This window comes from Vibrio aestuarianus, from assembly GCF_028858425.1.
Taxonomy (GTDB): Bacteria; Pseudomonadota; Gammaproteobacteria; order Enterobacterales; family Vibrionaceae; genus Vibrio; species Vibrio aestuarianus.
Map to the genome: position 1 here is coordinate 959,926 of NZ_JAKNYQ010000001.1, position 15,522 is coordinate 975,447.

Sequence of the window (15,522 nt, forward strand, 5' to 3'; positions counted from 1 at the left end):
GATGTCTGACTATTTTTCACAGCTAGAAGAAGCGATGGCGAGTGCGCCATCGTTTGATGGCATGCCAGCTCGCTTGGTTCATTTGACCAATGCTAATGGTATGAGTGTTTCATTGATGGATATTGGCGCGACTTGGCTTAGCTGTGTGTTGCCTGTGAAAGGTAAACCGCGTGAGGTACTGCTGCGTTCACCGGATATGCGCGAACACATGAAGCAGGGCGCGTATTTTGGTTCTATTGTCGGTCGCTATGCTAACCGTATCGCAAAAGGGCAGTTCACCATCGGCGATCATACTTATCAAGTAGGGGTCAATAACGGCTCTAACTCACTGCATGGTGGGCTGATTGGTTTTGATAAGCGCCGTTGGGTTATTGAGTCTCAACAACACAACAGAGCGATTTTTGTATTGTATTCCGCTGATGGTGACCAAGGCTACCCGGGGAATCTAGATATTAAAGTGTGTTATACGCTTACTGACGATAATGCACTCCATATTGATTATTACGCAGAAGCTGATCAAATCACTCCTGTGAATCTAACAAACCACGCTTATTTTAATTTGGCTGGGGAAAACTCGGATGCGAAGAGTATCGATCATTGTTTGCATATGGATGCTGATCGCTATTTGCCAACCAGTGACGATTTAATACCAACCGGTGAGTTGCGTGCTGTTGCTGGTACGAGTTTTGATTTCACCCAGAGTAAAGTTATTGGCCGTGATTTTTTATCGGATGATGATCAGAACATGGCCGGAGGCTATGACCATGCTTTTATTTTTGCTGACGGTAAAAATGATGGCAAAGAAACCGTGGTGACTCTGATCTCTCCGAGTAAAGACGTGGTAATGAAAGTTAAAACCACCAAGCCTGCGATACAGTTTTATTCGGGTAACTTTCTTGCAGAGACGCCAGGGGCATCTAAGTTATACCAACGTTATGATGGCTTAGCGTTAGAGACCCAATATTTCCCTGATGGGCCGAATCACCCTGAGTGGGGAAAAAATAACGGGCTACTCAATTGTGGGGAGCACTATCAACATCAAACGACTTATCTGTTTGAGTTTTAATGAAGTTAAGAGGCAATGATTGTACTGAGAGGGAGCGCAATCATTGCTCAAATGGTGTTGATGGCCTATTTGGCGAGCTAAATTAGCTCGCCTTTTTTGTTGAAGAGTGGCGAATAATAAGTTCGCCCTCGACTGCTGTTGATAGGTAAAGGTAACGCTCTATTTGCTATAGATTGCTGTCTCTTATTTATCTTGATCACATTTCTCTACAGAGTTACGTCTGACTAGAGTAGGGGAAAAGATCATCGGCTCTTTTTCTATCACATCGCCACGAGCTAAATGTAATGCCAATTTGGCAGCTTTTTCTGCCATCATCTCAATTGGGTAACGAATGGTGGTTAGTCTTGGGCGTACATAGCGCGCAATTAAAGCATCATCAAAGCCGATCACTGAAATCTCTTCAGGGCTTTTGACTCCATTTTCTTCTAGGATATTTAATGCACCAGCAGCCATATTGTCGTTGTAGGCAACGATGGCGGTGATATCGAGTGATTTGATCAGTAAGTTGGTCATCGCTTGTTCACCGCCTTCACTATTTGGGTCTGACGACTCGATATAGCTCGCGGTCAGCTCAATAGCGTGATCTTTCAATGCAGCTTTGTAGCCTGCGCAGCGGTCAGTCGCATCTTCAATGTTATGTGAAGAGCCTATGTAGGCGATCTTGCGGTGTCCGTGGCGTATCAGATATTCGGTTGCCAAGTAAGCACCTTTGGCATTATCAAGTGAGATACAGCGCTCTGCTAATTCAGGGATATATCGATTGATTAGCACCATTGATTTCACTTCCGTTGCATAAGCAACCAATTCTTGATCGGATAAGCCTTTGGAATGAATAACGAACGCATCACAGCGGCTGTTGATTAATAGTTCAATAGCTTGGCGTTCTTCTTCTGCGCGGTGGTAGCCGTTACCAATCAGCAGATGTTTGCCATTATCGTGAGCTACGTTATCGACCGCTTTGACTAAAGTGCCAAAAAATGGGTCTGAAACATCACTGACCAATACACCGATGGTATCAGTACTTTGACTTACCAAAGCTCGAGCGGCCGCATTAGGGCGATAACCTAATTTACTCATTGCCGCCGTCACTGAATCAATCGATGTTTGACTCGCTTTTGGAGATTTATTGATCACACGTGAAACTGTTGCTACTGAAACTCCAGCTTCACGAGCCACATCTTTAATCGTCGCCATGTTGTGCCTCTCTATTTTATGTAGGCATTTAACAATGGCTGTGAAAATAACGCAAATGAACAATGCACTCATATTGATATTTGCGATCTCAAACACTGATAGAATCTGGCTTAGTTGTAGTGTAAACGTTTCTAAAAATGCCGTTATCTTTTAGTGGGAAGCGTGTTTTAGTCCTCGTGTGTAGGTTGGTGTACTGTTAACGAACTTTGGCAATTAAATCATCGATAATAGAGTGGTGACTAGGTTGTACACCTGCAAGGTTGCCGTATTTAGGATCATGACGGTCATTCTCTAAAGGATGTTGCCAACCAAGGGTATGCTCGACAAAGTGATGGGCAAATGATTCTGAGAACTCTAAGCATCCGGCTAAAACCGTATCGACATAAGTTTGTACTATCGGGCTGTGTACACATGGTGGTTGTGGCGAATCTTTGACATAAACCCAAATCGGAAGTTGTGGATTAAATGCATGCTCGGTCTCTATTTGATTGGCAGAAATGGATATTCGCTCGTAACCACGCTCACGGTGATCAAATTCTGCTAAGGCGAATTCATCTATTTCTAGTAGCACCCCATTTACTTTTCCTTGGCCTATATTGACCACTAGCGGTGATAATACATAGCTGTCATCAATTTTCCCCCAGCAACGCACGAGACCATGAGCAACGACTGGAATCGCTTGCCCAGTTTGCCCTGTTAGTTGGCGAGAAGCGGAATTGATTAAACTACCGTAGCCAAAAACATACATACCGACCCTCGAGAGTGGTTAATCTTTATTAAAAAAACGCAAACGGTGAAGAATCCAAAACTCCACCGCAAATATGCCCACTAACGCTGCACAAAACAGACCAAAGGCAACGGGGGATTCAGTTCCAGGAATACCACCTACATTGACTCCGAGTAAGCCAGTTAAGAAACTAGTGGGTAGGAAAATAGCCGCAATAACCGAGAACAAATAGGTATTTTGGTTCATCTTTTCGGCGTGATATTGGCGCAATTCACCTTTGATGATTTCCAGTTCACCAAGAAAGAAGTCGAGTGTTTCATTGATACGAGTAATGGTGTTAACGCTGTGCCGCAGGCGCAAATTTTTGCTATTGGCTAGCGCAACGTCTGAGTTGCAGTAGTCATCAATTGCGTACAGCTGTGGCTTAATAAAGCGTTTAATTTTGAGCAACGCTTTATGGGTTTGCATTAGATCTTCGCTCAACTCGATTTCGGTATCGTAGTGAGTGATTTTTTCTTCAATGCTGCTTAAGTAGTGATCAATATTTTTATTCAGGCCATCGATCACTTGTACAATAACCTCTGATAAGGTTTGAGGTCCTTGCCCTGCCAGTAGAGCTTCTCGAATAGCATTGATGGCTTTGGATGGAATTTTACGTGTGGAAAAGAGCGCACCATTGAAATAAAGAATCCGCACACTGAGCATGTCTTCTGGGTTTGCGTTGTCGTTCATGTTGACACCACGCAAGATCAACAAAAAATTGTCATCCTCATATTGCTCGAACAACGGCCGCGTATCTTCAGCTAATAAGCTATCGACGATCGTGCTGGGAATTTGATACTCCAATAGCCACTCACGTAGCCCTTGTTTATCTCGTTGACAGTGATACCAGTTATTCGGTTCTATAGTTGAAGCGTTGTTTGTGTGTTGTATTGGCGGAGAAGAAGAAAAGCGCCAATGATCAATCAAGAATTCCATATTTATCCTTAATTAATGCTCCTCAAAACTTGCTGCTTTGAGGAGCATTTCCGTTATGTTTGATGGTTAGAAGCCACGCATTTGAATGCGGCGCAAGAACTCCGTCATCACTCGGTCATAAAGTAGATCACCTAAGAATGCATCTTCAACTTGGTGGTCAATACTTGGGTTGTCGTTGACTTCAATCACATATACTTGGCCATCAATTTCTTTTAAGTCAACGCCGTATAACCCTCCACCAATAAGGTTAGCCGCTTTCACTGCTACATCGACTACATTTTTAGGTACTTGTTTGAGATCCAAAGTTTCAAAGCCGCCAGATGAAACTCGACCACTGTTATGGTGTTGGTAGATCTGCCAGTGACCACGGCTCATCATATATTTACAAGCGTAGATCGCTTGACGGTTCATGACACCGATACGCCAGTCAAAATCGGTTGGCATAAACGCTTGCGCGAGAATCAAGGCACTTTTTTCAAATAATACGCCAGCTTCGCGTTCAAGCTCTTCTTGGTTGCGCACTTTTACGACACCGCGAGAAAATGCACCATCAGGAATTTTTAACACCATTGGAAAACTCAGTTCTTCCATAACGTGCGTTTTCCAGTTCTCATCAAAGCTTTGTAATATTACGCCTTTTGGTGCAGGCACATTATTGCGTTGCAAAAGCTCGGTTAAGAAAACCTTGTTGGTGCATTTCATGATCGATTCAGAATCATCCATCACCACTAAGCCCATTTTTTCTGCGGTTTTAGCAAAGCGATAGGTGTAGTTACTGATGTTGGTCGTGGCGCGAATAAATAAACCATCAAACTCGCCTAAACGGGAAAGATCATCCGGTGAAATCGTTTCAAGGTTGACGCCTAATCGGTTTGCTGCACGGCGAAAACGCTTCAGTGCCGATGCATCGGATGGCGGCATTTTCTCTTCTTCATCCACTAGCATGGCGATGTCGTAGCGATATTTCTTTTCTTGTTTAGGTTTGCGCCATACTTTGGTGGAGAACAGCTCAAGTGACTCAACAAAGAAGTCTTGTTCGTGGTCGTTCAGATCTTGGAATGGGAATGGTCCAATTTTACTGATTTGCCACTGACCTTGGTGCTTATTCATCTCAAGCTCAATCACCGGCACCATAAACTGCTCGAACAGATGTCGTGCCAGTTTATCTAACCCTTTTTCTTCGGTACGGCCAAAATAAATTTTGCATTGAATATGGTCAGTTTCGGTACACAGTTTATTGAGTTTTAATAAGCCCGATGACAACAAAAATGGTTGGTTAATATCATTGATAGCCATGACCCGTGGGATCACGCGGTGACCACGAGCTTCTGCCATCAACGAGCAGTAATAGCCACTGCTCATGTAGCTATAATCGCGACATAGATTCACCACTTGTAAACTGCGGTGAGTCTGTTTCCAATCGGTGTTGAGGTATTGATCGACACTCACCACTTGCTCAGAAGGGAAATATTGTTGCCAGTCACTTGACTGGTCAGTCACGATCAAAAGGTTTGCCATTGCTATTCTTTTCCTTAATCAATAGGAATAATATTGAGCTGCAATCTTGCCAACCACTTAGGGACGTCGTATGGACTTTCGTCTTGCGAAAAGTGCTGATCTCACTGCTCTTAATGCGCTAGAACAACAGCTGTTTGAGGGAGATAAAATTTCTCCGCGCCAAATGAAGCGTTTTTTACATTCCAACCAAGCCGTGTTCTTTGTGGCTGATGCCGGAACAGAACTGGCGGGTTATGCATTGCTACTATTTCATCAAGGTACACAGCTATCAAGGTTGTATTCGATTGCCGTAAAACCTGATTTCCGAGGCCGAAGGATTGCTCAAAATTTAGTTGAGCAATGCGAGCGTGCTGCTCTTGATCAAGGTGCGACTACATTACGATTAGAAGTGCGTGAAGACAATACGGCAGCGATAAATTTATATGAAAAAATGGGCTATAAAACCCTTAAATTATTAATCCATTATTACGATGACCTATGTAATGGGAGGCGGATGCAAAAACGCCTTTCACCGCAAGGGCCTAAAGTGCAATTGCCGATGCCACTTTACGTGCAAACCACCCCGTTTACTTGCGGTGCCGCTTGTTTATTGATGAGCTTTTCTTGCTTATCGACATCGTTTGAACCAAGCCGCACTGAAGAGCTACAACTGTGGCGCGAAGCAACCACCATATTTATGGCTGCGGGGCACGGAGGATGCAGTGGGCATGGGCTGGCACTGGCCGCGACAAGGCGTGGTTACCATGTTGAGTTATGGAGTCAGTCGAAGAGCACACCATTCATTGATAGCGTGCGTGACTTAAATAAAAAGCAAGTGATTGAATTGGTTCATCAAGATTTTTGTGAACAACTGACTCATGAGGATGTGACGATGATTGATGCGCCACCCACTCAAGAGCAGCTTGAGCAATGGGTCAATCAAGGTGCATGTGTTTTACTCTTGATTAGTACTTATCGGTTCGATGGTAAAAAAGAGCCACATTGGATTGTGCTCAGTGGCATGAGTGAAAAGTTCTTCTTCATTCACGATCCACATGCTGAAACAGAAGCTGACGCTATGGCTTCAGCGTTCATTCCTGTGGGTAAAAAAGCATTGTCGCAAATTATCGGGTTTGGCAAGCAAAAACAGACTGCTTGTGTGGTGATTAGTAAGAGTAAGTCATAAAAACCAAAAGGAGTCTTTATGACTTCATTTGATTGTGTCGCTTTAACTCTTTTAGTTGGTGGTTTTTTATTATCTCATTGTTTTTAATGAATTATTAATATTGGCGTGATTCATGCTTTCTAAGAGTGAATAAGCCGCACTCTATTTCATTAGAACAATGAGGATTCATCGTGCTCAATATCACTGATAAAAAAGTCGAAGAACGTATTCCTGCATGGTTACGTCTTGGTTTTCGACCTTTCTTTTTACTGGGCAGTCTCTATGCCATTATTGCTATTTCATTATGGGTGTGGATGTTTCAAACAGGCCAGCCGTCAATGCTGCAAGTTCCTGCGTTGTGGTGGCATGTGCATGAAATGCTGTTCGGTTTTGCTATGGCGATTGTGGTCGGTTTTTTACTTACCGCGGTGCAAAATTGGACGGGTATAAACGGCACTAAACATTACCGTTTGTTGCTGCTAGTAGCGTTATGGTTAGCAGCTAGAGTGCTACTGTGGACACCAGTGCCGTTGTGGTTAACTTCATCTATCGAAGCGTTATTTTTAGCGTTGGCCGCGTATGAAATTGGGAGCCGAGTCGTCAAAGCAAAAGGGTGGAAGAATCTCTTTTTTGTGCCGCTATTTGTGCTAGCCATTGCCGCGAATTTTGCCAGTTACGCTACCATTAAAGGCATGCCACCGTTTAGCTCCGCAGCGGTCTGGCAAGCTATGCTGTGGTGGTTCACGTTGTTATTGTCAGTAATGGGCGCGCGCGTGATTCCTTTTTTCACCGCTAGACGTTTTAATTTTGAAAAAGCACAGCCTTTGCAGTGGCTTGATTGGTTAGCGAATGCACCCATAGCAGCACTATTCATTTTGAGCTTTTTCCCAATGACGATGGAGCAACTGGGGCAACCTTTAATGATTGTGGCTGGTGTTGCTCAATTAGCTCGCTTTATTCGTTGGAAACCGTGGTTAACATTAAGTGAACCGTTAGTTTGGTTTTTGCATGCCGCTTATGTTTGTTTGCCGTTGAGCTTGTTACTTCGTGGTTTGATGGATAATACTTATGTCGCACACAACTTAATTCATCTATTTGCGATTGGTGCTTTGGCTGGGGTGATTTTAGCGATGATCACGCGCGTTACTATGGGCCATACTGGACGCGCTATATATCAAGGACCAAATATGAGTGTGGCCTTTTTTGCTTTAGTCATTGCTGCCTTTATTCGCAGTTTTGGTGTGGCATTTTTTCCAGCTCAACTGTTTATGATGGTTAACATTAGCGGCGCATTATGGGTATTGGCTTTCAGCCTGTTTGTTTGGAAATTCGGCTCGATGTTAATCACCCCAAGAGTAGACGGGCACCCAGGTTAGGCATTTTTAGAGGCAGTGCAAATAAAGCACGCAGAAAAAAGGCTTGGTGATGTGCCAAGCCTTTTTCATTATTTGTTATAGGGAATTGATCAGTTATTGCTGTGTAGCATGCTGTTGAGTTCTACGGCAGATTTATTCGCAAGACACTCAATTTGACCCGTAATAGAGTTACGACGGAACAGCAAATCAGACACACCAGCAAGGTCACGTGCTTTAATGATTTCTACTTCTTTCCCTTGGTTATCGAGCATGCGTACTTTCGTTCCAGCCGTCACGTATAGGCCTGATTCAACAGTACAACGATCACCTAGCGGGAAGCCCAAACCTGCATTTGCGCCAAGCAGAGAGTTTTCACCGATAGAGACCACCACTTTACCGCCACCAGAAAGCGTTCCCATAATCGATGCGCCGCCGCCGATGTCAGAACCGTTACCAACTACTACGCCAGCAGAGATACGACCTTCAACCATGCTCACTCCAGTGGTACCTGCGTTGAAGTTAATGAAACCTTCGTGCATCACGGTCGTGCCTTCACCTACGTGTGCGCCAAGGCGAACGCGTGATGTATCAGCAATACGAATGCCAGTTGGAACCACGTAGTCCACCATTTTAGGGAACTTGTCAACGCAATCTACGGTTAATGCACGACCAGCAAGGCGAGCTTCGATTTGACGATCTGCTAGCTCTGGTAGGTCGATAGGGCCTTCATTAGTCCATGCGATGTTGTGCAGTAGACCGAAGATGCCGTCCAGTACTGTGCCGTGTGGCTGAACTAAACGGTGAGAGATAAGTTGCAGTTTCAAGAAGCCTTCAGCAACCGATTGAGGTTGAGCATCGGCGGCTAAAATCACAAGTACCAATGGTTGTTCTGAGTTTGCTGCTTTATCGGCAAACGCCGCATTTTGGCTATCGCCGTTGTCGGCAAAAGCAGTTGCGAGTTGTGCGCTTTGTGTCGCTGAAATTTCAATGGCTTGGTTGCCTTCACTGTAACCAGCGATTTGCGCAAGTGCGCTAACGAACTCATCACTTGGGTTTAGAACTGGGGCTGGGAAAAATGCTTCAATGATTTTTCCATCACGGTTTTTCGTTGCTGTACCAAAGGCAAGTGCAAAGTAAGCCATCTTGTATCTCCATGTTGCAATTATAGGAGCGCAGTATGTTGATGAGTTGAGCATCATCACTACGCTGTCAATTCACTTGTCAAACATCATAAAGAGTGGGGAAGAGGGTGGAAAGGGCAAAAGGGGAGAAAGTCCGTAAAACGATACGTTTTGTCTTTTTACCGATATATTTCTTTAGATGGAAATAAAAAACCGCTGGTTGTCCAGCGGTTTGAGCAAAGATAAAGAGAGTTAAGCTGCGTCTTCTTCAGGCGTTTCGCTTTTCGCTGCCTTTACCGCTTTTGGTTTTGCTGGTGCAGGTTTACGTTTTGCACCCAATGCATAAAGCACTTCTTCTTTGTTGTTTGCTAGGAACATGGCAAGTTCTTCTTGCTTCGCTTCATCTTCTAGCAGTTCACTTTTACCCAGCAGTTCGAAAAGCTCATCTGCCATATCGAGCATTTTGTCATAAGCGTCAGCGTCTGCTTTAGAGGTAAAAGTCATCTTTTCTTCTCCGTTGCGTTCCACCACGTACTTGACGATTACAGCCATGGTTAATCCTCTAACTTAGTCGTAAATTCTACTGGCTGTTTATACAGCTTTTAATCACTGAAGTCTAGGCGATGAGAGAAAAGTGAGAGGTGGATGGTCACTATCTACTCCGCCTTAATTAATGGTGGAAGTTTTGAGTATGGCAAAATTCGATGAAGCGTTTTAACAGCGGACTTTGGTATTTTTCTTTATGCACTAAAAGCCAGAAACGGCGCTTCATATCCAGTGGTACCTTGAGCATTTTTACTCGCCCATGTTGCACTGCTGAATGGGCTGCTAGTGTCGATAAACACCCTAAGCCAAGGCCTGCAGATACACTGTTGATCAAGGCTTCTGTTGTATTGAGTTCAAATGCTTCATGCCACTGTTCCAGTCGGGGCGCGACGGTACGTAAGAAAAATTCTCTGGAACCAGAACCAGCTTCACGCAGAACCCATTCGCTATGTTCAAAATCACTTAACGTTATTTTAGTTTTTTGCACCAGTGGATGATCAGTGGCGCAGATGATGCACATTTTGTCTTGGCTAAACTGAGTTGACATTAATTCAGGATGCAAGGTTTTTCCTTCGATCAATGCAATGTCCAGTTCATAGTCAACTAACTTTTGGCAGATCAAAGCCGAATTAGAGATAAACAAACTTTGTGATAAATGCTCCGTTTCTGCTCGAAAAGCACTGAGCAAGTAAGGCGCAACATGGTTGCCAATCGTATCACTTGCGCCAATACGAAGTTTGCCGGACAGGGCTTGTTCACCATCAAATAATTGTTGGATGTTATTGGCTCGGTTGAGCAACTCATCCGCTAGCGGTAGTAATTTTTGCCCCTCTTGATTAAGGATTAGGCGGTTATTGACCCGGTCGAACAGCGCATGTCCGAGCTGCTTTTCCAATTCAGATAGCGCCATGCTGACCGCAGCTTTCGATAAAAAAAGTGCATTGGCAGCCTCAGTTAACGTTTTATGCTGAGTGATAGCGGTAAAGACTTTGAGTTGTTTTAACGAGATATTAGCAGCCATAATGATCGTTTAGTTTATCTGAACGTGTGTTCCATATATTTAGATATATTAGAACAAAGTGCAAGCGTATGATGGCGACATTAAGTAGTAAGTTCGTCAGTGTTAATAAGAGGTCAATATGATTCAAGCAGCTAAAGCAAAAGTGATGGGAGCCCCAACACCAATGGCGGGTTTAGCGCTAGGGATTGCGAGCTTAGGATGGTGCTGGGAAAACTTCACTACATTGAACGGTTACGGCCAATGGTTGGGCGCTAGTGTTGCAAGTGTTTTGATCGTAATTCTAGCGATCAAGTTTCTATTTCATAGTCACTTATTACGTCAAGATCTCGCACATCCGGTCGTCGGCAGCGTGGTTCCTACTTTCGCGATGGGGATGATGATTATCTCTAATTCACTTGGCCACTTTTACCCAATGGCGGGGGACGCATTATGGCTACTTGCGGTGGCTTTGCACATTATCTTCTTGGTGAGTTTTTTGTACCATCGTGCCAAAGTTTTTGAGCTTCACCACATGGTGCCAAGCTGGTTTGTGCCGCCGGTTGGTATGGTGGTGGCTGACGTTGCTTTCTCTGGCAACCCTGCGCTTGCTCCCATTGCCCACGGCACGTTGGTATTTGGTTTAGCCGCTTATGCGGTGATGTTACCAGTCATGATTTATCGTTTTATGTTTCGTCATGAAATTCCTGATGCCGCAAAACCAACCATGGCGATATTGGCCGCACCGGCAAGTTTATCTTTAGCTGGTTATTTAACGGTCACAGCAAATCCATCACCAGTGATCATTGCTTTGTTATTTGGCATCGCGGTATTGATGACAGCGATCATTTACTTAGCCTTTTTTAAATTACTACGTTTACCTTTCAGCCCAGGTTATGCCGCATTTACCTTCCCAATGGTGATTGGCGCAACTGCGTTGTTTAAAATGGCTCATTGGATGGAAAGCATCGGTATGAATGCTGAATATGTTCAACAAGTGCATGGTTTAGCTAACATAGAACTGATAGTAGCAACATTGGTTGTGGGTTATGTGGCGATTCGTTATCTGCATTTCTATCAACCTCATCGCGTATTGCTGAACAGCACTGATGAGTTAGATAGGTTGGATGAACAGCAACTCGATTGCCAGATGAAATAGCCAGCAATTTAAGTAATCCAAAAGATAAAAACCTCAAGTATAGAATGCACTTATGCTAATCTCAGTCCTAATTACGGCGAGAAAAGCGTGAGTGCATTTTGTTTACTGTTTACCATTCCAATAAAGTCGATACTTTAAAAATTTTGTTAGTGCATTTAATTAAAAATGCGCCGCTGGTTAATCCATTTGAAAAAGAGCAGATTTTGGTACAAAGCCCTGGGATGTCGCAGTGGCTCAAAATGGCACTGGCTAAAGATTTAGGTGTTGCAGCTAATCTTGAGTTTCCGCTACCAGCGACTTTTATTTGGGATATGTTTACTAAAGTACTGCCTGATGTGCCAAAGCGCAGTGCATTCAACAAAGAAGCCATGACGTGGAAGTTGATGCACTTGCTGCCAACGCAGCTCACTTACGCCGAATTTTCGCCTTTACAACGTTATCTTGACGATGATGAAGACCAATCGAAGTTGTATCAACTGGCAGAAAAAATAGCCGATATTTTTGATGGTTATTTAGTGTATCGCCCCGACTGGATTGCCAAGTGGGAAGCCGGGGAAACGGTCAGCGAGTTAGGTGATGAGCACCCATGGCAACCTATGCTGTGGCAAGCCTTATACCAATACACATTAGAACAAGGTCAGTCGCACTATCACCGTGCCAATTTATATAAAAGTTTTATTGAGCAATTAGCAAGTGGTGCTTTGGATATCTCCACACTGCCTAAACGCTTGTTCATCTTTGGCATTTCTTCCCTGCCGCCGCGCTATATGGATGCGCTTAAAGCTTTAGGTGAACATATCGATGTACATCTCATGTTTACCAACCCCTGCCAACACTACTGGGGGGAAATTCGCGACCGAAAAACCCTCGCCAAACTGCAAAGTCAGCAGCGTAAACAGTTTGCCTTACAAGGCAGTGATGTTCGATTTGAAGGTGAGCGTTCGCCACTCAAAGGTGATATTGAAGCTAACCTTGTGGACGAACTGCATACTGAAGCGGCGGTGGGCAATGGCTTATTAGCGTCGATGGGCAAATTGGGACGTGATAACCTTTATTTACTGTCTCAGACTGAAAACGAAGAGCATGAATTTTTTATCGATGTGCCACGTGACAGTTTATTGCATCAATTGCACGCCGATATTTTACATTTAGAAGAACATCAAGACGATGACAGGCTTGAAAGTAGCACCCATAAGCAAGTGATTGCCCTAGGTGATCCTTCCTTAACCCTTCATGCTTGCCATAGCCCAATGCGTGAAGTAGAAGTGTTGCATGACCAACTGCTGGCGATGTTTGATAGCGATCCTGAACTGAAACCACGCGATATTATTGTGATGGTGGCGGATATCAACGCCTACAGCCCAGCCATTGCAGCGGTATTTGGTAACGCACCGGGCGAGCGCTTTATTCCTTATTCCATTTCGGATCGCAGTGCCGATCAAGAAAGCCCGATCTTGGCCGCATTCATGCAGTTAGTTAATTTGCCGCACTCACGCTGCCTAGCATCAGAGCTGCTTGAGCTATTAGAAACGCCAGCCATGATGGCAAAATTTGCGTTGGATGAACATGAATTTGCTCAAGCTAAACTGTGGGTGGAAGAGTCGGGTATTCGTTGGGGGCTTAACGCCGCCACGGCGCAACAATTTGAATTGCCACGCACCGAGCAAAATACATGGCAGTTTGGCATTGAACGTATGTTGCTCGGCTACGCGATGCCAGAATCTGTAGGGCTTTTTGAGCAAGGTGAGTGTGCACTGGCGCCTTACAATGAAGTACAAGGGATGGGCGCGGAACTTGCTGGTAAACTCGCGTACTTTATTGAGCAAGTGAGCCATTATCGCGAACGACTGGCTCAAACCCAAGCTGTGGACGAGTGGCGAACTTTACTTGGTGAGGTGCTTGAAGGCTTCTTTAGCGTTGAGTTAGAAGGTGAGATGGCGCTCAAGTCCATCCGCGATACCTTGTCGCAACTAAAAGAGCAACTGACTGATGCCGGTTATGAACAAGCTCTTGCACCAAGTATTATTACCCAGTACCTGCAAAACAAGCTGTCAGGTACACGAGTCAGCCAGCGTTTTTTAGCAGGGCAAGTCAATTTCTGTACATTAATGCCAATGCGCTCTATCCCTTTTAAAACAGTTTGTTTGCTAGGGATGAATGATGGTGTTTATCCGCGCACCATGCCAGCGGAAGGATTTGATTTAATGAATGGTCGTACGCGAGCAGGCGACCGCTCGCGACGTGATGATGACCGTTATCTGTTTTTGGAAGCGATGCTCTCGGCGCAGCAGACGTTATACATCAGCTATGTGGGTCGCTCAATTCAAGATAACAGCGAGCGTGTCCCCTCGGTGTTGGTATCAGAGCTTTTAGAGTATTGCCAACAAAACTATTGTCTCGAAGGGGATCAAGAACTCGGCAGTGATCAATCTGGTCAAAGGTTAGTCGATGCGTTAATGACTACCCATGCCATGGTGCCGTTTAGCCCTAACGCTTTTTTGAGTGAAACGGGCAGCTATGCCAAAGAGTGGTTGCCTGCGGCCAATCGCCAAGGGCAAGCCAGTGGTCAATTTAATCGAGCGCTCGATAATTACTTGTTAGATGCAACCTATCCATTAGAGTTGGATCTGGTTGAGCTGCAACGTTTTTGGCGCTTGCCAGTGCAGTATTTCTTTAATCGCCGCTTAAAAGTGACCTTTGAACCACCACTACCGGTGATGGAAGATGATGAGCCTTTTGTTTTAAACGGCCTTGAAAGCTATCAATTACGTGACGCCTTGTTAGAGGTACTACTTGAACATCCAGATTCGCCACAAGCACTGGATGACTTTACTAAACAACAGCGCGCGCAAGGCAAATTACCGATTGGTGCTTTTGGTGAGTTGGAGTTTGAAACCAACCGTGTGCAAGCACAGGACTTAGCTGAAAAAATCGCTTTCTTATGTCAATCGCCAATTGATGATCAAGAAATAGACTTACGTTTTGATGTTCTCGGTGAAGGCAAATGTGTGCATCTAACGGGGTGGTTAACCAAGTATTATCAAGCTGGCCTTGTGCGTTACCGCAGCGGCGCTATTCGTTCGCAAGATTACCTCGCAGCGTGGATCGATCACCTTGCTTTAGCTGCGATGGGCAAATGTCAGTCAACGCATGTGATTGGCTATGACCGTAAAGAGGGGGCGCAACACTTAATCTACCCACCAATGCCAGATGCCGAACAAGCTAAAAGCTTGCTCGCAGAACTGGTGCGTCTGTTTTACCAAGGCATGACTGAGCCACTAGCCTATTTCCCAAAAACTGCGTTAGCCAGCATTGAAGCCGGTTTTAACCGAGGAAAATGGATTGAGGATCAAGATAAATCGCTGAAGAAAATGGCGGAATGTTTTAATGATGGTTATATGACAACGGGTGAAGGCGGTAATGTTTATATTGCGCGAATTTGGCCGCAATGGAGTGATGAACTTGCTCAACAAGTGCATCTATTGGCAAGTTTAGTGATGCAAGGTCCAAGGTTGTGGATCAAAGATGCAACTGATGCTGAACGTGATTAGTTTTTATGACTATCGCTTTGGTGTTTGTGTTGAGTTGTGTAATGAGAAGCAAGGTGGCCGCCAGTAAATCATTATTGTGTAGGGCGTTCGCTGTACGGCCACAGGTCAGAGGGACCATTATTCGGTGGGTTAGAGTAACTCTGTAGGTTTACTCAACTCGTGGCGC

The 15,522-nt window shown here is 44.6% G+C and carries 12 protein-coding genes; 5 read left to right on the top strand and 7 right to left on the bottom strand.

Features of this window, described 5'->3' with window-relative positions; translation table 11 throughout:
- Position 1: 1 nt before the first annotated feature.
- Complete coding sequence (galM, locus tag MCT08_RS04545; protein WP_274677958.1) at positions 2 to 1,066, top strand: galactose-1-epimerase; 1,065 nt, start codon at positions 2 to 4, stop codon at positions 1,064 to 1,066.
- A 183-nt stretch (positions 1,067 to 1,249) separates the two neighbouring features.
- Here the strand turns inward: galM and MCT08_RS04550 are convergent, their stop codons facing one another.
- From MCT08_RS04550 to MCT08_RS04565, 4 genes are all read right to left on the bottom strand, one after another.
- Entirely contained in the window at positions 1,250 to 2,260 is a 1,011-nt protein-coding gene (locus MCT08_RS04550) for a substrate-binding domain-containing protein (RefSeq protein WP_172532004.1), read from the bottom strand.
- Positions 2,261 to 2,456: 196 nt separating this feature from the next.
- Entirely contained in the window at positions 2,457 to 3,008 is a 552-nt protein-coding gene (locus MCT08_RS04555; RefSeq protein ID WP_274677959.1) for a gamma-glutamylcyclotransferase family protein, read from the bottom strand.
- Positions 3,009 to 3,026: 18 nt separating this feature from the next.
- Positions 3,027 to 3,965: a zinc transporter ZntB gene (locus MCT08_RS04560; RefSeq protein ID WP_274677960.1), complete on the bottom strand. Its 939-nt coding sequence runs from the start codon at positions 3,963 to 3,965 to the stop codon at positions 3,027 to 3,029.
- 66 nt (positions 3,966 to 4,031) lie between these two features.
- Positions 4,032 to 5,483, bottom strand: coding sequence for a RimK family protein (locus MCT08_RS04565; protein WP_172532005.1), 1,452 nt, complete (start codon positions 5,481 to 5,483; stop codon positions 4,032 to 4,034).
- A 70-nt stretch (positions 5,484 to 5,553) separates the two neighbouring features.
- On the opposite strand from MCT08_RS04565, the gene MCT08_RS04570 reads away from it, so the two are divergent.
- Both MCT08_RS04570 and MCT08_RS04575 read left to right on the top strand, forming a co-directional pair.
- A complete protein-coding gene (locus MCT08_RS04570) occupies positions 5,554 to 6,648 on the top strand; it encodes a GNAT family N-acetyltransferase/peptidase C39 family protein (RefSeq protein ID WP_053310865.1) in 1,095 nt (364 codons plus the stop codon).
- Positions 6,649 to 6,818: 170 nt separating this feature from the next.
- Positions 6,819 to 8,003 (top strand): NnrS family protein, encoded by a 1,185-nt coding sequence (locus MCT08_RS04575; protein WP_274677961.1) that lies wholly within the window; start codon positions 6,819 to 6,821, stop codon positions 8,001 to 8,003.
- Positions 8,004 to 8,092: 89 nt separating this feature from the next.
- On the opposite strand, the gene dapD is transcribed toward MCT08_RS04575, so the two are convergent.
- The 3 genes from dapD to MCT08_RS04590 all read right to left on the bottom strand — a co-directional run bounded on the left by dapD (position 8,093) and on the right by MCT08_RS04590 (position 10,670).
- Positions 8,093 to 9,124: a 2,3,4,5-tetrahydropyridine-2,6-dicarboxylate N-succinyltransferase gene (dapD, locus tag MCT08_RS04580; protein ID WP_274677962.1), complete on the bottom strand. Its 1,032-nt coding sequence runs from the start codon at positions 9,122 to 9,124 to the stop codon at positions 8,093 to 8,095.
- Between the two features lie 231 nt (positions 9,125 to 9,355).
- Complete coding sequence (locus tag MCT08_RS04585; protein ID WP_274677963.1) at positions 9,356 to 9,655, bottom strand: YebG family protein; 300 nt, start codon at positions 9,653 to 9,655, stop codon at positions 9,356 to 9,358.
- Positions 9,656 to 9,773: 118 nt separating this feature from the next.
- Positions 9,774 to 10,670 carry a LysR family transcriptional regulator gene (locus tag MCT08_RS04590; RefSeq protein ID WP_053310869.1) on the bottom strand — a complete coding sequence of 299 codons (897 nt, stop codon included), beginning with the start codon at positions 10,668 to 10,670 and terminating at the stop codon, positions 9,774 to 9,776.
- Positions 10,671 to 10,788: 118 nt separating this feature from the next.
- Here MCT08_RS04590 and MCT08_RS04595 point away from each other — a divergent pair, with 118 nt between their 5' ends.
- Together MCT08_RS04595 and recC are read left to right on the top strand one after the other, a co-directional pair.
- A complete protein-coding gene (locus MCT08_RS04595) occupies positions 10,789 to 11,805 on the top strand; it encodes a TDT family transporter (protein ID WP_274677964.1) in 1,017 nt (338 codons plus the stop codon).
- A 98-nt stretch (positions 11,806 to 11,903) separates the two neighbouring features.
- The gene (recC, locus tag MCT08_RS04600; RefSeq protein ID WP_274677965.1) at positions 11,904 to 15,356 is read left to right on the top strand and encodes an exodeoxyribonuclease V subunit gamma; all 3,453 of its coding nucleotides are present in this window, start codon (positions 11,904 to 11,906) and stop codon (positions 15,354 to 15,356) included.
- Positions 15,357 to 15,522 lie beyond the last annotated feature (166 nt).

Coding starts and splice junctions, on each gene's coding strand:
- galM (WP_274677958.1), top strand. CDS start 2: ATGTCTGACTATTTTTCACAGCTAGAAGAAGCGATGGCGAGTGCGCCA.
- MCT08_RS04590 (WP_053310869.1), bottom strand. CDS start 10,670: ATGGCTGCTAATATCTCGTTAAAACAACTCAAAGTCTTTACCGCTATC.
- MCT08_RS04585 (WP_274677963.1), bottom strand. CDS start 9,655: ATGGCTGTAATCGTCAAGTACGTGGTGGAACGCAACGGAGAAGAAAAG.
- MCT08_RS04550 (WP_172532004.1), bottom strand. CDS start 2,260: ATGGCGACGATTAAAGATGTGGCTCGTGAAGCTGGAGTTTCAGTAGCA.
- MCT08_RS04570 (WP_053310865.1), top strand. CDS start 5,554: ATGGACTTTCGTCTTGCGAAAAGTGCTGATCTCACTGCTCTTAATGCG.
- dapD (WP_274677962.1), bottom strand. CDS start 9,124: ATGGCTTACTTTGCACTTGCCTTTGGTACAGCAACGAAAAACCGTGAT.
- MCT08_RS04565 (WP_172532005.1), bottom strand. CDS start 5,483: ATGGCAAACCTTTTGATCGTGACTGACCAGTCAAGTGACTGGCAACAA.
- MCT08_RS04595 (WP_274677964.1), top strand. CDS start 10,789: ATGATTCAAGCAGCTAAAGCAAAAGTGATGGGAGCCCCAACACCAATG.
- MCT08_RS04560 (WP_274677960.1), bottom strand. CDS start 3,965: ATGGAATTCTTGATTGATCATTGGCGCTTTTCTTCTTCTCCGCCAATA.
- MCT08_RS04555 (WP_274677959.1), bottom strand. CDS start 3,008: ATGTATGTTTTTGGCTACGGTAGTTTAATCAATTCCGCTTCTCGCCAA.